Origin of the sequence: Aureispira anguillae (assembly GCF_026000115.1) — a bacterium.
In the GTDB taxonomy this organism is placed as follows: domain Bacteria; phylum Bacteroidota; class Bacteroidia; order Chitinophagales; family Saprospiraceae; genus Aureispira; species Aureispira anguillae.
Genome location: NZ_AP026867.1, coordinates 7,101,280 through 7,126,613, shown reverse-complemented (window position 1 = coordinate 7,126,613; position 25,334 = coordinate 7,101,280). Strand labels below are relative to the sequence as shown.

The following is a 25,334-nucleotide window of genomic DNA, read 5'->3' as shown; positions in this document are numbered from 1 at the left end:
GTAGTCAAGATCTAATTGTTGAAGTAACCCAAATTTGGAATCCCCTTTATCTTTAGGGATATTTTCTAATGCTATGAATATAGATCATATTTTGCTTGCTTAAGCATAGGCTGGTTTTTGCCCCAAATCATCAAACGCACTAAGCAATCTTTTAATATCTCTACAGATTCTATTGTTTTTACTATCAAACGGTTTCATCAATAAAATTAAGTCTAATATGCGTTTTTATCTACAATTGTCCTTTTTATATTTTTCATTTTTATGTGCAAGCCATGCGCAAACGATTAATGCTTATGCAAGAGTCACGGGGCTCTCAGGTGCAACATTAACAATCTCTAATGTTAATGAATCATTTGATACCTTTGAAGACGGAGAAGAAGTACTCATTTTTCAAGTGCAAGATGCCGTACTCAACAGCCTTTCAAGTAGCAATAATACTAATAGTTTTGGCAACTTAAACAATATTCAATCGGCTGGTCTATTTGAAGTGGCGAAAATTCTTTCACACACAGAGACAGCGGGTGTAGTGACTAGTATCACCTTAACGTCTACGCTTGGAAACACCTATAACATCAATAACAACAGTCGTTTGCAAATCATTAGCTATCCTGAATTGGGAACCCCTAATTTTGCAACTACCGCTTCAATAACGGGCTTACCTTGGAATGGAAATATTGGCGGTGTTGTTGCATTTCAGGTTACCAATCAATTAACGCTTAATCACAGCATAATAGCCAATGGCATTGGATTTAGAGGAGGATCAAGATCAGCCAATCGAAGTGGAAGTTATAATTGTACAACGGGTACGGTTGTGCATATTTCTAATTCTAACCAGTATGGTGAAAAGGGAGAGGGTATTTATAGAAATAATAACAACAACTTTCGCTATGCTCGTGCCAAAATACTCAATGGTGGCGGTGGTGGTTCGCATCATAATGGTGGTGGTGCTGGAGGAGGTAATCAAACCTCAGGTGGAGATGGAGGAACTGGTTATTCAGGAACTTCTTCGGGCTGCCCCTTGGTCAATTCTTGTGGCGGTACAGCTGGCATTGGTTTACATAACTACATTAGCAACAACCGACTATTCTTAGGCGGTGGTGGTGGCGGTGGTCAACAGAATAATAGTAGATCCACCAATGGTGGCAATGGAGGAGGTTTTATTTTCATAAAGGCAAATACCTTAGTGGTTCCATCCTGTACAAGCCCCCCAACCATTGAAGCCAATGGGCAAACGGCAGCAAATGGTGGAAACGATGGAATTGGTGGTGGTGGTGCTGGTGGCTCTATCCTTTTAGATATCCAAACCTATACCATCCCAACAGGCTGTACCCTTGAAGTTATGACTAATGGCGGAAATGGCGGAGATGTAAACAGTGGTAGAGCACACGGTGGCGGTGGTGGCGGTGGTCAAGGAGCAATTCGCCTATTAAATTCCCCTCCAGCATCGGTTGTTGGAATCGCCACTAGTGGCAACGGCGGTTGTAATGATGCTAGTTGTTCTTCTGTAGCAGGTAGCGGAGCAGATAGCACCATTTTATTGCCCATTTCTTTAACGCATTTCAACGTCAACTATGATCCCAACCATAGAGAAACAATCCTGAACTGGGAAACAGAGTTTGAGACCAACAATGCCTATTTTGATGTTCAGAAATCTGAAGATGGTTTCTCTTGGGAATCGATTGCTACTGTTGCTAGTTTGGGGAATGCTAGTCATGCCCAATATTATCAATATACAGATCAACTTATTAACACAGGTACCACTTATTATAGATTACAACAAGTTGATTTAAATGGGAAATATACCTATTCTCCCATTCGTTCTGTATATATAGAACCAAGTACAGGAAAGGGAGTAACCTTAATGCCCAACCCTACTTTGGGACAACTTGAACTTAGAAGTGAGTATGCTCCTATTACCTATATCAGAATTTACACTTCACTAGGGCAACTTATTTCTACTCAAGTTCCTACTGACTATACGCAAAATGGTCATTTGGTTCAACTACAATTGAGAGATTTAGACGCTGGAATTTATATCCTGCATACCAATATTGGGCTTTTCAAAGTTCAAAAAAATTAATTTTAACTACCTATTAACATCTATCAGCCCTACGTTTAATAATAAAAAATGTAGGGCTGATTTATTTTAAATTCTATCCGTTAACTAGTTATATTTGTGAGCGTATTCCCTGTTGAGCTATTAGACCAAGATACTAATCTTCATGCCTTCATTCAAAGAATCAAACCAACTACTATCAACGATATTTTTTAGCGATTTTATACGTCTTATTACTACTGATTTCCCTCAATAAAAACCACCAAAATGTACAACTCCTGGATTTTTAGACTTGTATTCTCAATTGTTTTATGCTTCTGTTATCAAATAGGGTTTTGCCAACAAACTGTTCTTGACAGTTTAGAAACACTGTTACCCAACACCACAAACATAGATAAAAAAATAATCCTACATCAAGCCTTACTTGTTGGGTACAAAGAAAAAGATACTAAAAAAGCAATAAAGTATGGTGATGAAGCATTAAGGTTGTTGCCGCCAAAGGCGTATGAACAGAGAGGAGAGGTTTTTACCCAGTTGGGGCATATCCATCGAAAGAGTGTTCAATTCAATAAGGCCATTGCTTGTTTTGACAGCGCTTTTTATTACTTTGATAAGACTGGTATTGAAGAAAAAAAAGCAGCTATTAATGAGCATAAAGTCTTTCTTTATAAGAAGTTGGTAATAGAAAACTTATATAAAGCCCCTGATAAAGCGATGGAATATGCTCAATTGTTATTAAAAGTAGTTCCCAACGATAATTTAAATAACAGAGGCAGCACCTATAGCCTTATAGCCAGTATCTATGGTATAAAACGTCAAACAGATTCTGCTTTTCATTTTTTAGATAGTGCGCTTTACTTCTTTAGAAAAACAAATAACCAGAGAGAAATTGCACGTGTATACAGCTTCAAAGGTGGAACGTACAACAATGATAGTAACTATAAGGAAGCTTCTAAATGGTTATATAAAAGCCTAGAAGTATACGATAGCTTAAACTTACCTGCTAAATCTGCGAATGTATTAGATGGTTTGGCTGCGATAGATATTTATTTAAAAGACTATCCTGAAGCACTAAAAAAAATAGCTAGGGCAATTGATATTTATACTACTGTCAATAATGATTTAGGGTTAGCAATTGCTTATTTGAATATGGGGGTTGTTTATATTCATTCTCAAGATTGGAAAAATGCCATTTTTCATTTAGACAAGGCGATTTCATTATTTATTCCGCTACAAGAATATGGAAATTTAGTTCGCACTTACGTTCTCAAAAGCAATGCTTTAGAAAAAAACAATCAATTAGAACAAGCACAGCAAAGTATCCAAAAAGCCGTCGAATTGAAAGAATATGTACACAATAGAGTCAATTTATTAGAAATTTACATCAGTCAAGCTAAATTATTCTTTGCCACAAAAAATTATTCTCAAAGCAGTTCCTCTTTTAGGGGCATACTGGATTCTGCTAAACAAATCTCAGCCTTACCATTGCAAAAAGATGCACTTAAAGGTTTAATAAAAAATTCTGTTGCGACCAACAACCATAAAAAAGCATACGAATATTTGACACAACTCAATGAAATTAAGGATAGTCTTACGGTTTTAAATAATCAAAAAAATATTAAAAACCTTGAGATAAAATACCATACAGAAAAAAAGGAACTAGAAAATCAACAGTTGTTAAAAGAAAAAGAATTACAAGCTAAAGATATTGTTAGAAACAGACAGTTGTTCTATTTATCTATGGGGGTTGCTTTTTTAATCTTTATTATATCCATCTTATTATTAAGACAATACAAAGCTAATGCAGCAGCAACCAATAATGAACTCAAATCTAAATTGTTGAGAAATCAAATGAGTCCTCATTTTTTGTTCAATTCTTTAGTCGCCATCCAAAGTTTTGTCTACACCAACCACCCTATAAAAGCGGGAGATTATTTATCTTCGTTTGCAACATTGATGCGAGCTATTCTAGATAATTCTTCTCAAGAATACATTACCGTTGCCAAAGAGTTGCAATGGTTAGAAAATTACCTTAGTTTACAGTTATTGCGGTTTAAAGATAAATTTGACTATCGTATTAACATCGATGAAAACATTGATGTTAAACATGTACTCATTCCCCCCATGCTTATTCAACCTTTTATAGAAAATTCGTTAGAGCATGGTCTCAAAAACTTGGACAAAAAGGGACTTATCTCTATTAAGATTCAGCAACACAAAGAAGAATTGTATATTGAAGTGAAAGATAATGGCTTAGGAATATCCAATACAACTTCTTTAGAACATAAAAAACATCAATCACGTGCCCTTTCGATTACGAAAGAGCGATTAAAATTCTTAAATAACAAACAAAATAGAAAAATAGATTTTGATATAAAAAGCGACCATACAGGTACTATAATTTCTTTCCGAATTCCATTCCAATCTAAATTTTAATTCTCCCCAATGAATGTATTAATTATTGATGACGAAGAACTAGCTAGAGCTACTTTGATTACTTTAATTACCGTTTGTTCTTCTGAAATTAGTTCTATTCGGGAAGCCGATAGCGTAAAAACTGCCCTAGCAGCCATTCAATCCCAAAAGCCTGACCTTATTTTTCTAGATATTAGCTTAAATGATGGCAATGGGTTTGATATATTGCGTCAATCTACCATCAAGAACCTAAATATTATTTTTGTTACCGCACACAATGAGTATGGAGTTAAGGCATTAAAAGCATCTGCCATTGATTACTTAATCAAACCCATCAATTCATCAGAATTGACAACCGCTATTCTTAAGGCCAAAGAAAAAATTGCAACTCAACGCATCCATAAAAATTTTGAATTACTGCTATCAAATCTTGACAGTCCCAAAACAGAAATCAGCAAAATTGTTGTCAAAACAATGAGTGATATTCATTTGATTCAAGTTGAGGATATTATTTACTGTGAATCCGATAAAGGGTACACGACCTTTTATCTGGTCAATCAAAGAAAAGTAGTCAGTTCAAAATCATTAGGTGAATATGAAGATATTTTGCCTGAAAATCATTTTATGCGTACCCACCATTCCTTCCTTGTAAACCTTAATCATGTCATTCGATATGAAAAAAGAGATAAGAATGTATTGGTTATGGTTGAGAACCATGCAATAGCCGTCTCTGTCCGCCGTAGAGAAGCACTCATACATTACTTTGATCAATTAAAATAATCCATACCACTCTCCTAGCGCTAGAATATCCTGTTTAAAAACAGTTATAGAACCAATCCCAACAGTTATAACAACACAGCCTACAGTTATTCATTATCCTAATATGTTAGTGCTAAAAGATCTATTTTTGTATTCAACGATTTAGATCTTTTAGCACTAATCGAATGGGATATGCCCCCTATTCTTTTTCCATTTCTTTGTAAGCATCCTAAAAAGGTGTAGAACTCCAATAACTTCTTCTAATCCTGTGAAATGCTAGGTATTAGTTGCAGCTAAAATGGTAACAATGCTATGTTCATTTAAGTCAAATCATTTTTAAACCAAATTTTTTTTACACAATGAAAACATTATTTTTTTCTTTCTTCATCACACTATTTTTCTCTGCGAGCCTTTCTGCTCAGTGCAAAAATTGCTATCAAACAATCACGGTTCAACACCTTAGTTCTTCTACTGGCGTACAAGGCTGTGTTAGTGCCTCTTTAATCGTCAATTATACCTTAAATGGCGCACAATATTCTGTCTTAGGCAACGCTGTTGTCATTGATCCAGGCAGTAGCTCTAACATAGGTGCATTATTACCTCCAGGAGCTGTCTTAGTCAATAAAGTTGTCCGTTTTAGTACGAGTGGCAATGACTTTTTTAACCATACAGCAGGCTCTTACAATCAAGTTTTTTGCAATGGCAACAACACACAGTTATGCGATCCTTCTTCTGGCGGAACCAAGCAATTATTCATTCAGTCAACAAGTAGCTCATTAGTGACTTTTCACATCAATCAAATTGGAACAGGAGGTTGCTAACTCAATTGACTAGAAACTAGATACCCATTCATAAACATTTAAAAATTCCAAAACAGTAGTTCTAGCAACTGGCACAATTCCCCCTAAATACAACCACGACCAATCAGCGATTTACGCTCATACTCAAAAGAATATTTAGGCTTTTTAATTTTATGACCTGATGACGTTAGAAGCACTGTAAAACAACAGCAACAACATGAAAAATTTAATTATTTCATTTTTAACCTACATGCTATTTATAGCCCCTATTTTTTCCCAATACAATACCTCTGGAGGTTTATTAACGATTAACACTCCCTCTTCCCCTCAAGACAATTCAATTGGTGCGTTAGGTCCTGAAACGATCGCTCCAGATGGCAGACCAATCAACTATTATGCTATTTCAAGTCAATACAGCAGTTCTTCTGGAAATCAGTGTTGGCGAAACATTAAGTTTTTTAAAGGAGAAGGAATCTTAATAGCAACCAGTTCGAATTACTCTCATGATCATTTGGGTAAAACAAAAATCATTTTTGATCCTAATAATGGCAAAGTGGTGTATGCCTTGTATCAAGAAAGATACTCTACAACAGGAAGTCCTGCGATTTTTCAAACTTTTGTTAAACGATTTGAGCTAAATACAAGCAACAATACCATTATGCAATCTAGTCGATTTCATGTTTTTAATTTCCAAAGAAGTGCTGACTTTGTAATTGCCCCTAACGGTGATTTATTGGTTGGCAGTCCAATGAATGATGGTGCTGTACACATCAAAGCTATCCGTTATGCTAATGGCTCTTTTACTCATTTGAATACCTTTATTACCTCTCAACCAGGAGAAGCTTATAGCAACTCGCTTCAGGGGCATACTTGGTGGTTATCAATGGACATGAAGGGAAACACCATTGCCATTGCGCATAATAAAGGTACGTATAACAATCGATCCATTAAACTAAAGACGGGCACTTACATCGCTCCTACTGTTCCTAATACAGGTGCACTTCCCCTTATTCATGAATATAACTTTAACGGTCAAAGCTTACACCATTCTAATGCCTTATATCAGTCCTTGGGACTTAGACCTAATGGTGACATTTTGTATTTAATGAATGAAGCTAATAATACAAACTGGAAATTAGTAAAAGTAGATCCTACTGATTACTCGACAAGTGTTATTACCAATGGGTCAGGGAGCGCACACCTTGCTGTATCCGAAAACAACATGGCTTTTCTTGCTAAAGTGACAAGTGGAACATTTACTCTTGAAAAGTTTAACGATCATGATATTCATGAGCATACTTATACCCTCGCTTGGCAAATTGACAATGGCATCAAACATTTGACGGTAAGAGATTGTAAAATTCTTAGTTGTGGTAGAGAACAAGATTATACTCAATACCACGAGTTGTACGAATGCTCTGATTGTAATGAAGCAACCGCTACTACTCAGGCTGAATTTACTAATCAAGAATACAACACAATCGTAGATCCAACTTTTTATGGTCCTCAAGAGGTTGCAGTGTATTGTAAATGGAGTGACGTAACAATTGATGCTTCTGCTAGTACTTGTGAAAACTCTGTTCGCTTGTCTATTTGTGAAATTGACCTAAGTACTTGGACTACTTCACCAGATATGTTTAATGGAGTAATTTGCACCAATTGTACAGCGGCTCATGACATAAAGCCAGTAGATTATGTATATCCTAGTGCAGGGTATAACTTTCCATCCAAATATTACTTGGCAACGATTACTACTGGTCCTGGCGGTAATCCTGTTTACAAACTTTTTAAGTTTGATATTTGCGAAAGACCTAGAACATCTAAATTGGAAACTTTTTCAGAGCGTTCAAAACCTTCTACTCCCATTTATCCAAATCCGACAAGCGGGGTTGTTAATGTTCAATTTGAAGACATCAAAAGCGCAAGCACCATTCAAGTATTTAATAGCCTTGGGCAAATGATTCTACAAAAAGAGGTAAAAGGTCAAGTAACAACGGAAGTTGACTTAGGCAAGTACAATAGTGGTATCTATACGATTCAAATTGTTACAGGCAATGAAAAACGCATTGAAAAAGTAATCAAACAATAAGCATCGATTCTTAAGTAACGGTTCACCATAATTTACAGGAAAAAATACCTATACTTTTTTATGCCCGTTTACTTAATTAGTTTTAAAGTACGTTACTATTTTAATAAATAGTTGTCAGCCCTATCAAAAACGATAGGGCTGATTTTTTTTATGTAGAGGGGCTTTGACACAAAATATTCCACTCATTATCAAAAAATCATAAATTAACCCCTCCAAAGAGAAACTATTCAGGACAATAGATTTATATTCGTTACATGAAAATATTGTCGATACACCTTAAGAATTTGAACTCCTTAAAAGGAGTCTATCATATTAATTTTGAAACATCTCCCTTAAAAGATAGTGGTCTTTTTTTAATTACGGGCAATACAGGAGCGGGCAAATCTACCATCCTAGATGCCATTACGTTAGCCTTATTTGGCTTGGTCCCTCGGTTTGAGGATATGAATATAGGCAAGAAAGAAAATCAAATTTTGACCCATGGTTGCCAAGATTGTTTTGCTGAAATTGAGTTCGAAAGCCTTCAAATCGTTTATCGTGCCAGTTGGAGCTTACGCAAGACTCGTACTGGTTCTTTTGCTGACTCCAAAAGAGAATTAGCCCAACTTTCTCCCGATCGAAAAAGCAGTAAAATTTTAGCCACCAAAAAGAAAGCTGTTGACAAACTCATTGAGCAATTATTGGGCGGTTTAGATTTTAAACGATTTACTCGATCGGTTTTGTTAGCCCAAGGAGAATTTGCTCAATTCTTAAAAGGTACCAAAGACAGAAGCACTATCTTGGAGCGAATTACCAATTCAGATCGTTATTCCAAAATATCAATTGCTGCTTTTGAGCGACACAAAGAAGCGCAATTGGAATTGGAAAAACTAAAAGAGCAAAATGCCAATATACAACTACTAAGCCCTGAAGAAAAAGCACTATTGGTCGAACAACTTCAGTCTGTCCAGCAACAATACTCAACGCAAGAAGAGGTATTGACTTCGCAACAAGAACAATTGCAAATCATGCTTAAGTTGGAGGGCTTGCAGCAAGAAAAAAAAGAATTGTCAGTGCAATTGGCTGCTATCCTAGAAAAGCAAGAAGTTGCGCAACCTTATTTTGAACAATTGGCACTTCATTCCAAAGCGATTGAATTTAAACCTGCCCTAGAAGAATTAGAACAGATTCAAAAGCAGCTTAAAACTGCCCTTCAAGAAATTCAGGAACTTGAAGCCAGCACAAGCACAACAAAGACTCAACTTCAAACATTAAACGTAGAAAAAGAGCAACTCACCCAGCAATATAAAACAGCAAAGGAAGCTTATGCTGCCTTTGAGCAAGTTTATGACAAGGTGGTTAAGTTGGATGCTCAAATTGAAACGGAAGAAAAGATTGCTCAATCTTTAGCCAAAGATTTGAGTGCATTGGCAGAAAGTGCCGCTGTAAAAAATAAGCTGATCCAGGTTGCTGGTCAAGAAAAAAAGGAACTGCTCAAAACTCAAATCGCTACCACTAAATGGTTAGAAGCGCACCAGTTTTATGCTCCCTTAGTAGGTTCTGATACTATTTTTGAAGTAAAGAATCAGTACAAAGAATTACAAAAACATCAAGAAAATTTAAATGCAACACACAAAAAGCAGCTCAGTACTCAGCATAAAATCAAAGAACAAGCTATCCTAGCCCAAAAACTCCAACTCAACCTCGACAAAAATTCAGCAATCCTTGCCAAAGAGCAACAAGCTTATGCTGCTTTCTGCAAAGAATATCACCTTGATCCGTCCTTGACTCATGAGGAGCACCTAACTTACATTCAAGAACAAAGCTCTAATATGGGGCAGTTATTAGAAGAATTAACGAAGGTAGAGGAAGAACGAAAAAAACATCAAGAACTACTTGGGCAATTGATTACAATTGATGAGGATATTGAGAGTAAACAAACTGAATTAGAGAATTTGGACAAACTTTTTCTCGATCAAGAGCTACAGCTAATTAACATTCGTAATCAGGAAGCTTATTATGAACTCGTTTATCAAGGTTTACTAGAAAAAAATAACCTGAGTGCCCTTAGAGGACAACTCGAAGAAGGTGCTGAATGTCCACTTTGTTATTCTACCCAACAGCCCTTTAGAAACTTAAAGATAGATATAAATTATGCCCTAAAAAAGGCAGATCAAGATCGTACTAAAGCTAAAACGAGTAGAGAAAAATTAGAGCAAAAGTACCTAGACATTATCAGTACTCAACGTCTTATTTTTTCGAATATTCAAGATTTACAAAAAAGCAAAACTGTAGTTTTAAATAATTTGACCAATATAGAAGAAAAAATCCGTTCGATTATAGAACAAAAACAACTCTATGTTGCGCCCTTTATTCATCAAAAAAATGCGCTAAAAGTACAGATTGAAGATACCGCTACTGGAGTTAAAAAATTATTGGAGTTAGAGCGCACTTTGCAAAAAATTCATCAGAAAATTCAGAATAGCCAAAAGGACGATGAGAATATTAACATCCAAATTCGTCAAAATGATTTGTACCTAAAGGATTTTAAGCAGCAAAAAGAGGAGCAAACGTTAGAAATTGCCCATTACCAACAAACAATCGAAGCCGTTCAAAAAACCGTAAAAAAACAATTGCTTAGTTATCATATTCAAGAGGACTTGCCCAAAGCAATTGATTTGTTAGAGCAGTACAGAAATAGTTATGCTGAACAAATTGAGCAACAACAGCAGCAAGCAGCTCAATTAGAACACCTTAATTTAAAACTCAACAACACGCAAGAGCAAATTACGGATATACAGGAAAAAGAACAACGTAAAAAAGAAGCTGCCACAGCTCTACAAACAGCATTAAAACAACTTCAAACCAGTCGTGATGACTTATTTAGTGGTTCGTCTATCCACGAGGCTAAAGAAGGCAAAATAGCACAACTGGATGAGCTTAGTCGTGTTGTAGAAACAAACAAACAACAAGTACAAGAACTTGAGCAAGTACAAGCCACCAATCTTGGTATCCTTTCAGAAAAACAAAAACAGCAAACTCAATTTCAATTGTTGTTGGATAAAAAACGCCCTGCTTTACTTCAAGCGATTCAACAAATTGGGTTGGACGACTTAGAGCAATTAAAAACTAGTATTTTAGATCCTACAATTGCGCAAAGAATTGCTCAACAACAACAAGATTTAACACAACAGCATAATCTTACCTCAGAACAACAAGCATTAAATGCCCAACAATATGAAACGATTGTAAAAACCTTAAGCCTTCCTTTAGAGGATAAAGAGCAGACGCAACAAGCCTGTGAACAACTGCAAGTGCAACTCAAAGAATTGTTGGTACAGATTGGTAGCATCACTGAAAAATTGCGTTATCAAACCCTTCAAGAAGAAAAGAATAAAACGCTCCTTGATCAAATTAGCCATTATAAAAAAGAGGTCGATCGCTGGGCTGCACTCAAAGAAATAATTGGTTCTAAAGATGGCAAAAAATTTCGAGTTTTTGCCCAAAGCATTACCCTAACCAAATTAATTCAGCTTGCCAACAAACATCTTCGATACTTTATCAATGGTCGCTACTATCTGGAAAAACGATTTGCTGATTATCAGGACAAGCGCCCCAATAACATTCTGGAAATTGATATTGTAGATACCTTTCAGGCCAATAATAAACGACCTCTCAATACACTTTCGGGGGGCGAGAGTTTTTTGGCAAGTTTAGCGTTAGCCTTAGGCTTGTCTGATTTGGCTGGTGGACAAGCCACCATTGAATCCCTGTTTATTGATGAGGGCTTTGGCACCTTGGATGCCGACACCTTACAAGTGGCCATTCGAGCTTTACAAACCCTAGAATCTAAGGGCAAAACCATTGGAATTATTTCTCACATTGAACAGCTCAAACAAAATATTTCAACTCAAATTCATGTGGTCAAAAAAGGAGGTGGTTTTAGTCAATTGAAGGTGACAGAGGTGTAACATAGGCTAAAATTTCTTGGGTCTACGGATTTCAACTAATCCGTCTTATGCTTATAGCCAAATGCTATACAATACCCTTTCATTGCACCTATTTTATCGCTATAATTAAGCTAAAACCTATCTATAAAATCGCTATACGCCTTAGATCAAACCAATTCAACAACAACAGCAAAACATCTTTAATTTAACATTATCAACTCATTAACAATAGTTAACATATAAAATAAAACATCGAAAAACATTTTTTATTTAAAAAAAATATATACTTTTGTTTTATCATTCCAGTACAACCTAATTGTTAGAAAATAGTTGATCAACTAATAGGATTGTCGTGCCATTTTTTAACGATTGGGTGAACTATATTTCCTAATTTATAAAAAAATACACATGAAAACGTATTCAGAAGAAAGTTTGACGCTAGAGAACAAATTTGCTCCCAACAAAGCAACGTTTCAAGAAGGACTTGACCGTATCCAACAAGCTATCAAAGAAACTCAAACTAGAGTTGGAAACAAGATCATTACTTCTCAAGATGAAGATTCTATCAAACTAGCGAATTTACTTGCTACGGATAACGTGCCACAAGGATTCAAAAAATGGCAGCTACCATTTGCTTTTGAGCAAAGCCAGTTTTTTATCTCTATTGGTAATCCTGATATTTCGGTTCCTGAGCACTCACACGATGAAGGAGATGGCGTACGATTTATCATTAGTGGATCTATCTACTACAAGGATCAAGAGCTAAAAGCTGGAGATTGGATGTATATTCCTCAAGGAGAAAAGTATGAAATCAAAACAGGACCTTTTGGTGTTGTTATGGGGTATTGCTACCAATGCTGCTGCGCTATTCCTTCTTTAAACAAAAGTGATAAAGTTGTTTTAGAAGGCAACCCATTTGTAAAATAAATCATATAGCTAAGAAGTTGAATTCTAGAGGCTGCCTTAAAAGGTAGCCTCGTTTTTTTGTTAGGGACTTTCAGGAGTAAAACAAATATATTCGTCCTAATATATTTGCTACTATTTTTGCAATGAAACGTTTGACAATGAGCTTTCTTTGAATCATTTTCTAAGCATCACATAACCCATTTTTAGAGTTTTTTTTTTGGGGGGGCATATGACTGATTGGAAACAAAGTACGCCGCAGAAAGTTGTTATTTTTCTTATAGAAAAATAAGGTTTTCAGGTGTCTGAGCGAAGCGAGTTTCTGAAAGCCTAAACTTTCAAGAAGATACTTTGTCCAAGAAGTCATCCAGTCCTAGCGTTTTTGGTTCTTTTTGGGCAATGCAAAAAGAACAAGAGGTATTGATTACCCCGCTTTTTGCTATTTTGCCCCAAAATGAGGGCTAGATTAAAACTTCTAATGTCTACTTTATTAAAAAGAAACAACTACACCTGTTGTTATCTTTTGATAAACAGCACTTTGTGAAGCTACAAAGCTACTAAAATGTATTTTTGTTTTACTACTGAATCACCCTTGTTACATCCAACAAACTAAAAAGGCTGTCAGAAATTAATTTCTGACAGCCTTTTTAGTGTATATTAGATCCTGTTTATGCCTTCTTTAAGTTAGGATTCTTACGTTTGGTTCTAGAGTATAAGGTCACATTTTTATCGGTCAAAAAGCGCCAATTTACAGCAACCCAAGAATTATAAGAATGTAAATTATCGTAAAACTCTGGTGCAATTTTTCTCAATTCAGGCAAACGGCTTCCAGGAATACGAGGAAAATCATGGTGTTCATTGTGGTAACCTACGTTAAAAGTAACCAAATTCAATGGTCCATAATAAGAGTATGTTTCTTGCCCTTCTTCAAATACATAGTGCTCAGAAATAAAGTGCCCTGATGTAGGGTGCAAACCTCCTGCAAACACAAGCGACAAAAATAAGTAAAGCGCTGCTGATAAGGCGGCATCTAGCCCCAAAAAGGTCGTTACACTATAAAAATAGATAAACATGACACTCAATTGAAAAATAAAATTATAAACTACCCATTTGTCAACTTTAAGCGGTTTGATTGCCATTGGACGCAAGGCATAAAAAAAGATTTGAGAAACAAACCAAATTACTTTTCCGATAAAGCCTCTAAATAACATTGCTTCACCCAAAGTAGGAATATCCGTATCTTCGCCGTCTCTTCCTTGATCCCAGTGGTGGATTGCATGATAATATTTAAATGCCATTGCATAAGGAGCCACCATTGGTATATTGGCAACAAATGCCAAATAGTTGTTGTGTACTTTCTTTTCGAATGCCATATCATGTGTAATTTCATGAACCGCCAAGAACATTCCATGAATAATAGTAGCCCCAACAAAATAAGTAACTAATAAGAATGGAATCCAATCCAATTGATAACAAAAGGTTGCTACCGTCATTTGCAAAGTCACCCAAAGTACAGTAAAGTACTTCATCTTAGGATTAATCCCAAATAGCTCTTTAACCTCAGGATGCGCTTTTAGAATATCCTGTCTACGCTGAAAATGGGGTTCTTTATCATCCGCCCAGTAATAGTCATTTTTTGATGCTCTATGGGTAGCCATATCTTTTATTTTTTTGATCGTTGATTAATATCAGTTTATTATTTTCTATCTAAGTAGATGGACAAAAATAATTAACATTAAATTGGGCATCTACTTACTTATATAGATGAATAAAAAAAACTTATCCCCCTACTTTGCTTAGCTTCCTCTTTTTAACACAAAGATCCACACTGCTAATAATCAACTGATTACAACTAATAAACTAATGTAATTTAAATAAATAGTATCTAAAAAAATGTTCTTTGTATTAGAATCTTGAATAACAATGAGTTTGGTTGAACATCTAATTAAACGTTATCAACTGCAAAATGCTTGCAGGGCAATTCTATCAGTAACTCATGTTATTTTCGGGGCAAAGATAAGTTATGTACTTTATTCTACAATACGATTTATCATTTTTGTTAGTGATTTGTATCTTTTTTTATCCTATTGGGCAATAGATAATTACTATTCAACAGATTAAAGCTGATCCAAAAAGACGATACCATCAAAATCGGTCGCACTAAAAGGCAAATCTAAGCAAGGTATCCTTGGATATGCTTGATCGTAGACATTATAACGAGCCTTAAATCGGGTAGGATAATAATTCATCTGAATAATGGTCTGTACTGCCTGCTTTTTTAAGGGAGCAATTGCCAATAGTTCTTTTCGGACACTAGCTGTTTTACAATTATTAATTACATCTAAGACCTGTTTTTCTTTATAAACTGAAGGCACAAAGTCACACGCATCGCTAGTTGCAGGCGTTGGCAAAGCGCCATTCAACCACATAGAGGGCAAGCCATCATGCGGAAAAGGATCAACAGGCTCTCCATTGAGCCAAGTATTAAAATGAACATGAGGAATGCCAAAGGGAAACGAAACCAAAGCATCCAAACCGCTATAACCAGACAAAGCAATGGCTGCTCCTCTTTTTAGTCGATCACCTACTTTTACTAATGGTCTAGCCAAGTGAGCATAACAAGTCATTAGACCAGCGCCATGATCAATAAAAATCTTAAGCCCCCCACGGTTAAATTCTGAAAAAATAGCAACCACTTCCCCTGCCGCTGCTGTGCAAACAGTAGACCCTACAGGAATGGAAAAATCGGTTCCATTGTGGCTGTCATAGGTCAATCGACCTCCTCTAAAGTCTACAACTTGTGTTTTTTTGACCGACCAGCCCGCTTCTATTGGAGTTGGGTTGTGATTTACCAAATTTGATACAATAACCTTATTGGGTATATAAGCTTTTCCTCGCCATAATTTGGGAGAAATTCGTGGATGAAATTGGGATAAGCTAGATAAGCCAAATTTAGAACTAGGAACATCTTCCTCTCCAAATAAAGCAATTTTAGCTTGTTTCATACGCTCTCTAAAAGGATGCAATCCCAATACCTCTCCAAAAAATTTTAGTTTTTTCATAGTTACTTCCGTTTAATACTCCGTTAATTAGCTAGTGCGCTAGCGCTTATGAGCTCCCTGAGATCGGTTCGTTACACTCGTGAGATAGTTTATTTATTTTTTAGTAACCTTGACCTAAAAAGATATTTTTAGTACCTTTGACCTAATTAATTTCATTTCCTAAAATTATTGACAAAAATGACATCAAAAACATACCACAAAATTGGCGCTTGGTCTTTCATTTTATTGGGCATGGCACATTTTATGGGCACTCTGCTCTTTACCCAAGAAAACCCTAAAGAATTAGCCATTGCTCAGGCGATGGAAGCCCACCCTGTTGATTTACTTGGCGCTCAATTGAACTTACTTTTACTCCATCAGGGTTTTAGTTTAATGATGGGTTTTATGGTCTTTAGTTATGGTTTCATCAATTTTTTGTTTCTAAAAAGTAACCCAGAAACAATTGAGAACAATCACCTTCTAGCCTTGGGCAATAGCTTAGTAGCAAGCATTGCATTAGGTCTTTCCATCAAATATTTCTTTATCATTCCTATTGCATTTACAGGAATAGCCTGTATGAGTTTTGTATTGATGTACTTAAAATCTTTTCAAAGTGCTAAACAATAAACCTTTAAAAGTACGATTTTAAATCGTAATCATCAAGCCCACAAAACTATAAGCTCCAAAACAACAATGGCTTGAAGTTTTAAACTTCAAGCCATTAAAATCATTGTGACAAAAGATTACAAGGTTATTGCTCCAAATACGCAGAATACATCCAAATCAATTTTTCTTGTTCTCTAATATAGTCGCTCATCAAGGAATTGGTTCCTTCATCATTTGAATCTCCCGATAAGTCTAATAACTCCCGTTCTAAAGGCAATAAAACAGCATAAGCATTTAAGATTTCTTGAACGGCCTCCACTCCATTAGACACATTCTTAGCCTCCTTGATCTTGGACAATTTAAGGTAATCTGTATAAGTATGCAATGGTGTGTATCCCAAGGTTAGGACACGTTCAGCTATTTCATCAATTTTAAGAACAGAATCATTATAAAGTTCTTCGAATTTAACATGCAGTTCAAAGAATTCTTTTCCTTTGATGTTCCAATGAAAGCCTCTAGTATTCAAATAAAACACTTGATAATTAGCTAATAATTCATTTAATTTTCTAGCTAGGCTTTTTGCTTTTTTAGCATTCAAGCCAATTCGGTTTAATGGTGCCATTATTTTTGTTTTTATAAATTTATTTGTTTCTTTTTAATAACACTTCGTGGATTAGTTAGTGCGCTTTGCTTATGATCGCTTCACTCATTGTTCCCTACGGTCATGAGCGCTGCGCTTAGTTACTCCCTGCGGTCATGAGATAGTCTTTTAGTTTTTCTTCGAAAAACATAAAAAAGCATCTTGCATTATATTGATTATCAACGTTTTATTTTTCTCACCAACAAAAACATTGATAATCAATCTAATGCGATTTACTACGTGAGTCTTGTTACTCACTCTGTTCGTGAGGTCGCAAGCTCTGTTCGGGTTTCCCACGAAGTAATGTTTTAACAAACAAAAATATTTATTGTTCTCTTTTTCTATTGTTTTTTAGCTAAATACACTGTAACAAAAATTATGGATGTTTTTTACAGAGCGTTTTAGATGAGATTCGATGAAAATTACAGCCTGATAGCAGCGCTATCAAGGCGAAAATTTGAAAAAGAAGATCGCTAAAAGACTCGATTAAAAAGTATTTAGAAATTTTTGTTGCAGGGTACTAAATATCATGCTTTAATCTTTTTATCATAGCTCGTTCATATATTTTAGGGAAAAAACGATGCAACCAATAGGAAATTTTGCCTGTTTTGCCTGCTATTAACAAAGGCTTATTTGCCAAACAATACGCAAAAATATCTTTGGCAATTTCATCTGCTGAGATGGATTTACCAATTGTTTTTTTCTGCTGATAAATAGCGTTTTTTCCTACAGAAGCTGCCTTCCCTTTAGCTGGGGCTTGAATAAATGAAGGACAAACCATCATGCAATGCACTCCTTCTTCTTGCAATTCTGTTCTTAAGGATTCAAAAAAACCATGCAAAGCATGTTTGCTAGCAGCATAAGCCGTTCGCCCCAACAAAGGTGCAAACCCCGCTACACTAGAAATATTAATAAAAACGCCTTTTTGTTGACAAATTTGCTCCAAAACGACCTCTGTGCAATTAACAGCTCCAAAAAAATTAACTTCCATCACTCGGCGAGTAATTTCTTTTGTTTTGTCCATTTGGGTATATCTTTCAATATGTGTAATTCCAGCATTATTGACCAAGCCATCAATGCGCCCCCATGTATTTAGCACTTGTTCTATTGCCCCCTGACAAGATTTTTTATTGGTAATATCACAAGCAATAGGCAATACCTTTATTTGTTCCTTTTTGAGTTCGGCTTCAAGATCGGTCAAAAGTGTAGTATTGAGATCCAAAGCCACTATTTGAGCCCCCGCTTGCCCAAAACGCTTACAAATCGCCCGCCCCAAATTGCCAGAAGCTCCTGTTATAATGACCACCTTATTTTTAAAATTTCGTTTCATCTATTTGTTTTTATACATCCTACTGAATCAAGCTATTAAAGTTAAAAAAAAATAAAAAATAATTTGCTATTTTTTTATTCTTCCTCCTTTTCAATTCTCGAATTACAAATAGACAACTATTCTTTGTAATTTTGCTGCTCAATAATAAAAATGGTAACATGAAAGACGAGCAAACTATAGTAATAGGGATTCCTGGAAAGTGGAAAAATAGAGATGCTATTGTAGAAGCAATTGCTAAACATAGTGGTGGGTATACCTTTGCTGGAATGATGCTAATGCACTCCAAGAGTAATGAAAGTTTTGGCTTAGAAATTTATGAAAAAGATCCCAACCTACGTCAAGCTTTTGAATATGCCAGTATGGGCAAAATGACAAAGGAAGAACTGGATGCCATAGAGGAACATACCTTTACCTTATATATTATAGGAAGTGCAGGGAGTCTAGAGTTAGCTCAAAAAATGATGTCGGTTAGTTTGGCAATACTTCAAACAGGTGGTTTGGGTGTCAAAATAGAAACAACGGGCAAGGCTTTTAGCAACGAAACATGGAAAGCGCTCTGTTCTCTAAAAGATGAAGCCCGTTTTTATGATGCTTTTGTCACTAAGCTTAGAGCACAGGATGATGTATTTTATACCTGTGGTATGCACAACCTAGGGCTAAAAGATGCTATTGTTGGAGCAGTAGATATGGATACAGCCATACATACCTTAGATATTTTTTCTTTGTATCAAATCATAGAACAACCAAAAATCTTGGCTGGAGAAACTTTTTCGGCAACCGAAAAAAGCCCCGCTTTTCAAATTTTAGAAGAAAAAGATACTCGTTATCCAGAAGGAGATGGTTTTCATAATAAAAATGGGCTTTGGATCTTGCGCCCCACTACAAATGTTTCATAATTCCTTTATCAAAGGGTGACCAGACTGCCGTTTTGACATCTGCTTTTTTTAAGGCTTGATTTACCCATACATTGCAGGTATATAAACAGGTATAATTTCCTTTGGCTTCGTAAAAAAAATCATTGGCTCGATAACCTGTTCCTTCCAAAATTTGAAGATCATTTGCTGCATTTCTTTTAAAGGAAGCCTCTACAAATTGATTTAATTTTGTCAACTGCTCGGTACAAAGTTCAATCGATTTCCATTTTGGATTAACTGCCTTATAGTGCGTTACATGCATTAAGGTGGTACTTGGTAAGAAAGCCGCCGAAATAGCTGTACTGACTTTCAACTCTGCCCAACTAGGTGTATGCAAATAAAAACCTTTATCTCCCCACCCAATAGCAATGTATTCTCTCCCTTCTAGTGGACTTAGTTCGGCTAAAAAATTCTTATCCAATAAATCTTTGTGAAAAATCAAATCCATATGCACTCCATTGCTAGAGGCATAAATAATATGAGGTTTATCGCAACTATATGTTCGAGGAGTTGTTGTTAGAGTAGATAGAAACCAAGCAAAGAATAGATAATTTAAAATAAAGGCAATACTAACAACAATAAAAATAAGGCTGTACTTTGCTAACTTTAAAAAAATAATTTTCATGTTTAATGGGATTAATACTTCATGGATTTTCCAACGGAGTAATAATGGGAATAAAGGTAATAAAAAGGGCTGTTTTGCTTTTGATGGATTATATCAAGTGACGGTCTAAAGATATAGAAATTATCAACAAACTATTAGCAAGCTAAAAATGATTTTTTTTAAAAAATTTCTATTTATATAAACAAAAAGAAACAAAACACGTATCTTTGATAGTATTACTACCAAAAATAATAAACATTACATCTTTCGTAAGTGGTAAAACTCTTTAAAATATCCAATTCTAAACCAGCTATCGATTTGTTCAAGCATCTCGCTATCTTTTCAATTGTGTTGTTCAGCACAGCACAACCTATGATAAAATTTGTCTTTGATCTGATAGATACAGAATATGAATTGTGCGAAAAGTATGAAGATGATGATTTAGAGAAGAAAGAAAAAATCAAAGAAAAAAAAGGAAAAGAAGACAAATTCTACAATCCAAATTTGATTTTTGCCCACCAAGAAACGAGCACACCATTGTTCAATACAAGACTTTTTATACACCCTAATACACATAACTATTGCTTAAATTTTAAGCTAGAAGTTCCCTCCCCTCCTCCAGAATGGGTCTAATCATTTTTATTTATGTAGTAACGATCGTCGTTTATCCAATACCAATTAATAGGCATTGTTCGACGACATTCTAATCGTTTAAATACCAGACTACATTCTATCCTTTTAATTAAAAATAAATATACAGCTCAGTTTATAACTGAAAGTAAAATGCACATTTACCTTTATTTTCATCAACAAAAAAATAATTTGTGCTGGCTGTCAAAATAGATTTATCAAAATGAAATCAACAACAGATTTAAGTCCTTTCCATAATTTTAAAGATGACTTCCCAGCAAGTATTGTCGTATTTTTAGTTGCTATGCCCCTTTGTTTGGGAGTTGCTTTGGCATCAGGAGCCCCCCTTTATTCAGGGTTAATTAGTGGGATTGTCGGTGGAATCGTAGTCGGTTCCTTGAGTGGTTCTCCATTGGGTGTTAGTGGACCAGCAGCAGGTTTAGCAGTTATCGTTCTTAATGCCATTACAGATTTAGGCAGTTTTGATGTATTTCTCGTTGCTGTTGTTCTAGCAGGTATTTTACAAATCGTTATGGGTTATGCCAGAGCAGGAATTATCGCCTATTATTTTCCCTCTTCCGTTGTACATGGTATGTTAGCAGGGATCGGGGTTCTTATTTTTATGAAACAAATTCCCCATGCAGTGGGTTATGACGTAGATCCAGAGGGAGATTTTAGCTTTATTCAAGCTGATGGTCAAAACACCCTTTCTGAGTTAGTGAATATGCTAAACTATGTTAGTCCTAGCGTCGTGATTGTATCGGTCTTTTCATTAGCAGTACTAATCCTTTGGGAATTGCCTAGCATCAAACAATTTAAATTTGCAAAACTTATCCAAGGACCATTGGTCGTTGTAATCTTAGGAATTTGCTTAAATCTATTTTTTGGCAATACTCCAGATTATGCAATAAAAGCAGAGCACTTGGTTAATATTCCAATTTCTACTTCAGTAGATGGCTTTCTTAGCAATTTTGCTTTTCCTGATTTTAGTGCTTTATCCAACCCCCAAGTTTATGTGGTTGCAATTGTACTAGCAGTAGTAGGAAGCTTAGAAACTTTACTTTGTGCAGAAGCATCTGACAAACAAGATCCACTCAAACGAATTACCCCAGCCAATCGAGAATTAAAAGCGCAAGGAGTTGGTAATATGGTTTGTGGGCTGATTGGAGGTATTCCAGTAACTCAAGTAATTGTTAGAAGTTCTGTTAATCAGCAATCTGGAGGAAAAACAAAAGCGTCTGCTGTTTTCCATGGAATTTTACTATTGCTAAGTATTATTATTATTCCTAGGGTACTTAATCTAATCCCTTTAGCAACTTTAGCTGCTATTTTGATGGTGGTCGGCTATAAATTAGCAAAGCCTACCTTATTCAAAAAAATGTATGCACAGGGTTGGAGTCAATTTATCCCTTTTGTAACTACAATTGTGGGGATTGTCTTTACCAACCTATTGATGGGAATTGCCTTGGGTATGGCAGTAGCTATTTTTATTATTCTACGCAACAATTTCAAGATTTCTTACCATATGGAGCAAAGTTCAGAGGGAGATCAGAAAGTAATTCGCTTGATTTTATCAGAAGATGTAACCTTCTTGAATAAGGCTTCTATACTAAAAACATTATCCAATATCCCTGACAATGTTATCTTGGAAATTGATGCTAGTAATACTTATTTCATCCACAACGATGTTATGGAGATTATTGAAGATTTTGAAGTTAATGCTAAAACCAGAAATATTACCGTAAGGACTAATGACTTGTATCCTACCAAAGAACATAAAACTTTTAAACATTATGATTTGGCACCTGTAGATGTAGATTAACGATACGATTTACCAAAAATCAATCCACATAATTTTGCCATTCATCAGAACATGGGGCGTTTCGATTACTAAATGATACGAACAATTCGAAAAGTTCCATGTTTTTTTTAGAGATTATTAGGAGTAGAATTAATACACTACTTCTAATAATCTCTTTTTTTATTCTTAGCCTCTCCTCCTCCTTCATTTGAACCTTTGGTTTATTTATTGGTCTTAATTCTGCCCCATAGTGACATCCCCTGCCACCTCGCCAAGCAACCAACATTACAAAACATTAAACAGCAACAAACTACACAACTAAAAATAACTAATTAAACTTAAAGAAAAAGTTTAACTATATTTGTCCGCCTCGAAGACAGCATCTCAACTCAACAAAAAAGTTAAATCCTATTCTAAAAAAGAAGTCTTTTGCTTCAAATATTCCGTTACTACCTCTTAAATTTCGAACTTACAAACTATGAAGCATACTGCACCGAATACAGGATTAAAAGGCGCTTTAGAAAATTGGAGAAACGACTTAATTGCAGCGCTTAGTGTTGCTTTAGTTGCGTTGCCACTAAGCCTAGGAGTCGCCTTAGCTTCTGGGATGCAACCGATGGCAGGACTTTTAACTGCCATAATAGGAGGAGTGGTAGCGACCATTTTTAGAGGTGGCCATGTTGCTATTAATGGTCCTGCGGCGGGTTTAATTGCAGCAGTTTTTGTAGCAATCGGTTCTTTAAATGATATAGATCCTGCTACTGGTCAAATTATTGCAGGCTCAGGCATCCGCTACACCTTAGCAGCTATTGTTGTTTCGGGAGGAATACAAGTTCTTATGGGAATTTTTAAATTGGGAAAGTTAGCTGAAATTTTTCCTTCATCCGTCATCCATGGTATTCTTGCAGCCATTGGGGTGATTATCTTTGCCAAGCAGATTCATCCAGCACTAGGAACTAGCTCAGAGGCAACCGATATTATAGGAACACTTTTAGATGCATTTTATTTATTGCCTTCTCTAAATCCTTTTGTTGCCATCATTTCATTGACAGGGCTGTTACTCTTAATTTTTCATCCCAAATTAAGTTACAAATTCTTTCACTTTCTCCCTGCTCCAATGTGGGTTTTATTGATTGCCATTCCATTTGTATATTGGTTCAACTTCTTTGAAGATCATAGCATTGAATTTTTAGGGCGTTCCTACGAAGTGGGCTCACATTTATTGATTGACTTGTCCAATGGTTTGCCTGACGATCCCAACCGAAGTACTTTAGAAACCTTTATGGGCTGTATTATGCATCCCGATTTTTCTAAGATCAATAGTTATCCATTCTGGTTAGCGGTTATTTCAATTACCCTCATTGGCTCTATTACCACTTTAGTTTGTGCCAAAGCGATTGACAAATTAGACCCTTACCAACGAAAAACCGATCTCAATAAAGATCTTGTAGCAGTAGGTTTAAGTTCTATTGTTTCAGGGGCTCTAGGAGGCTTGCCCGTTATTGCAGTAATTGTCAGAAGTACAGTCAACATCCAAAACAATGCAAAAACACGTTTTTCTAACCTCTATCATGGTTTATTTCTGTTGTTATTTGTTTTGTTGTTAACTCCTGTTTTAGAGCAAGTTCCCTTGTCAGCATTGGCTATTATTTTAGTTTTCACAGGATTTAAATTAGCCTCTCCTCGCATTTTCAAAAAAGCGTACGAAAAAGGAATGGAACAACTAATTTTTGTTGTTGCCACCTTAATTATAACCTTACAAACCGATCAACTCTGGGGAATTATTGGAGGAATTACCATTACTTTAACCGTCCAATTACTGTTGGCAAGGGTCTCTATTCAAGATTTTTTTCGAATGATTTTTAAATCTCATTCTCAATTATTACCAATCGAAAACAATCAATATACCCTACAACTAAATGGTATTGTTAATTTTTTGTCCTTACTAAATATTAATAAACTACTAGAACAAGTTCCGCCCGAATGCCATCTAATTATTGATGGTTCTCGTGCCCGATTGGTTGACTTAACCGTTTTGGAAACTTTTCATGACTTTAAGTTCAATTTTGAAAATAAAAACGGCTCTGTTCAAATTATTGGCTTAGAAAATCATGTTACTTCCAGTGATCATACACTAGCCCTAAAATCAAATCATACCTCTATAGAAAAACCGCTTGGAGAACGAGAAAAACGACTAGAGGCAAAATCTGCCGAAAAAGGGTGGTTATTTAGTCATTCTACCGATTGGAACAGCTCCTATTTTAACCAATTTCAGTTTTTTGATTCTCGTCCAATAGAACGAAAATCCAATAGGATTGAAGGAACTTACTCCGAATTGGGTGTCGAATGGCAAATTGCCGACATTGAGTTTGATGAAGGAGCTTTGATGTCTTCGGAGGTCTATAATACAACGGTTCAATTTCTCAAATTGCCATTTAAAATTCCAAGGTTTGTTATTGAGCAAGAAGGGTTTTGGGACAAAATGTTTGATCGTATCAAAGCATTTACGGGTTATAAAGACATTGATTTTGAGCTATTTCCTGAGTTTTCTAAAAAATTCTTATTGGAAGGAATCGACGAAAAAGCCATTCGTGCCTTTTTTACACCTGATTTGATTCTCTTCTTAGAAAAACATGAAATTTATCATATAGAATCTAATGGTGAGGCACTACTTATTTTTAAGTATAGAAGGCTGGCAAAAACCAATGAGATGACAAAAATGGTTGATTTTTCAGAGAAACTAATTAAAAAAATTACCCCTAATGAAGTGCAACTTAATGCAGCTTATAAGCTTCAAAACAACTGATTTGGCTTAGG

The 25,334-nt window shown here is 35.6% G+C and carries 17 protein-coding genes; 12 read left to right on the top strand and 5 right to left on the bottom strand.

What is annotated here, in order from left to right; translation table 11 throughout:
* Positions 1 to 217 precede the first annotated feature (217 nt).
* The 7 genes from AsAng_RS27720 (at position 218) to AsAng_RS27690 (ending at position 12,975) form a co-directional block, all read left to right on the top strand.
* Entirely contained in the window at positions 218 to 2,080 is a 1,863-nt protein-coding gene (locus tag AsAng_RS27720) for a T9SS type A sorting domain-containing protein (protein WP_264790402.1), read from the top strand.
* Between the two features lie 243 nt (positions 2,081 to 2,323).
* On the top strand, positions 2,324 to 4,492 hold the full coding sequence (locus tag AsAng_RS27715; RefSeq protein ID WP_264790401.1) for a tetratricopeptide repeat-containing sensor histidine kinase: 2,169 nt from the start codon (positions 2,324 to 2,326) through the stop codon (positions 4,490 to 4,492).
* Positions 4,493 to 4,501: 9 nt separating this feature from the next.
* Positions 4,502 to 5,251 carry a LytR/AlgR family response regulator transcription factor gene (locus AsAng_RS27710; protein WP_264790400.1) on the top strand — a complete coding sequence of 250 codons (750 nt, stop codon included), beginning with the start codon at positions 4,502 to 4,504 and terminating at the stop codon, positions 5,249 to 5,251.
* Positions 5,252 to 5,589: 338 nt separating this feature from the next.
* Positions 5,590 to 6,051, top strand: a complete 462-nt coding sequence (locus AsAng_RS27705) for a hypothetical protein (protein ID WP_264790399.1) — start codon at positions 5,590 to 5,592, stop codon at positions 6,049 to 6,051.
* A gap of 196 nt (positions 6,052 to 6,247) precedes the next feature.
* Complete coding sequence (locus tag AsAng_RS27700; protein ID WP_264790398.1) at positions 6,248 to 8,119, top strand: T9SS type A sorting domain-containing protein; 1,872 nt, start codon at positions 6,248 to 6,250, stop codon at positions 8,117 to 8,119.
* A 254-nt stretch (positions 8,120 to 8,373) separates the two neighbouring features.
* On the top strand, positions 8,374 to 12,069 hold the full coding sequence (locus AsAng_RS27695) for an AAA family ATPase (protein ID WP_264790397.1): 3,696 nt from the start codon (positions 8,374 to 8,376) through the stop codon (positions 12,067 to 12,069).
* 387 nt (positions 12,070 to 12,456) lie between these two features.
* Entirely contained in the window at positions 12,457 to 12,975 is a 519-nt protein-coding gene (locus tag AsAng_RS27690) for a cupin domain-containing protein (protein WP_264790396.1), read from the top strand.
* A 644-nt stretch (positions 12,976 to 13,619) separates the two neighbouring features.
* On the opposite strand, the gene AsAng_RS27685 is transcribed toward AsAng_RS27690, so the two are convergent.
* Both AsAng_RS27685 and AsAng_RS27680 read right to left on the bottom strand, forming a co-directional pair.
* The gene (locus AsAng_RS27685) at positions 13,620 to 14,609 is read right to left on the bottom strand and encodes a fatty acid desaturase (protein ID WP_264790395.1); all 990 of its coding nucleotides are present in this window, start codon (positions 14,607 to 14,609) and stop codon (positions 13,620 to 13,622) included.
* A 459-nt stretch (positions 14,610 to 15,068) separates the two neighbouring features.
* Complete coding sequence (locus tag AsAng_RS27680) at positions 15,069 to 16,013, bottom strand: M23 family metallopeptidase (RefSeq protein ID WP_264790394.1); 945 nt, start codon at positions 16,011 to 16,013, stop codon at positions 15,069 to 15,071.
* A gap of 177 nt (positions 16,014 to 16,190) precedes the next feature.
* Here AsAng_RS27680 and AsAng_RS27675 point away from each other — a divergent pair, with 177 nt between their 5' ends.
* Positions 16,191 to 16,619 (top strand): LIC_13387 family protein, encoded by a 429-nt coding sequence (locus AsAng_RS27675; protein ID WP_264790393.1) that lies wholly within the window; start codon positions 16,191 to 16,193, stop codon positions 16,617 to 16,619.
* A 124-nt stretch (positions 16,620 to 16,743) separates the two neighbouring features.
* Here AsAng_RS27675 and AsAng_RS27670 read toward each other — a convergent pair whose 3' ends face one another.
* Both AsAng_RS27670 and AsAng_RS27665 read right to left on the bottom strand, forming a co-directional pair.
* Positions 16,744 to 17,220: a Dps family protein gene (locus tag AsAng_RS27670; protein ID WP_264790392.1), complete on the bottom strand. Its 477-nt coding sequence runs from the start codon at positions 17,218 to 17,220 to the stop codon at positions 16,744 to 16,746.
* Positions 17,221 to 17,758: 538 nt separating this feature from the next.
* Positions 17,759 to 18,568, bottom strand: a complete 810-nt coding sequence (locus AsAng_RS27665; protein ID WP_264790391.1) for an SDR family oxidoreductase — start codon at positions 18,566 to 18,568, stop codon at positions 17,759 to 17,761.
* 158 nt (positions 18,569 to 18,726) lie between these two features.
* On the opposite strand from AsAng_RS27665, the gene AsAng_RS27660 reads away from it, so the two are divergent.
* Positions 18,727 to 19,464, top strand: a complete 738-nt coding sequence (locus AsAng_RS27660; protein WP_264790390.1) for a hypothetical protein — start codon at positions 18,727 to 18,729, stop codon at positions 19,462 to 19,464.
* Here the strand turns inward: AsAng_RS27660 and AsAng_RS27655 are convergent.
* The gene (locus AsAng_RS27655; protein WP_264790389.1) at positions 19,448 to 20,107 is read right to left on the bottom strand and encodes a TIGR02117 family protein; all 660 of its coding nucleotides are present in this window, start codon (positions 20,105 to 20,107) and stop codon (positions 19,448 to 19,450) included. The two genes, AsAng_RS27660 and AsAng_RS27655, sit on opposite strands and share 17 nt — an antisense overlap.
* Positions 20,108 to 20,458: 351 nt before the next feature.
* Here AsAng_RS27655 and AsAng_RS27650 point away from each other — a divergent pair, with 351 nt between their 5' ends.
* The 3 genes from AsAng_RS27650 to AsAng_RS27640 all read left to right on the top strand — a co-directional run bounded on the left by AsAng_RS27650 (position 20,459) and on the right by AsAng_RS27640 (position 25,323).
* On the top strand, positions 20,459 to 20,719 hold the full coding sequence (locus AsAng_RS27650; RefSeq protein ID WP_264790388.1) for a hypothetical protein: 261 nt from the start codon (positions 20,459 to 20,461) through the stop codon (positions 20,717 to 20,719).
* Between the two features lie 220 nt (positions 20,720 to 20,939).
* Positions 20,940 to 22,538, top strand: a complete 1,599-nt coding sequence (locus AsAng_RS27645; protein WP_264790387.1) for a SulP family inorganic anion transporter — start codon at positions 20,940 to 20,942, stop codon at positions 22,536 to 22,538.
* A gap of 457 nt (positions 22,539 to 22,995) precedes the next feature.
* Entirely contained in the window at positions 22,996 to 25,323 is a 2,328-nt protein-coding gene (locus AsAng_RS27640) for a SulP family inorganic anion transporter (protein WP_264790386.1), read from the top strand.
* The last annotated feature ends 11 nt before the right edge of the window (positions 25,324 to 25,334 follow it).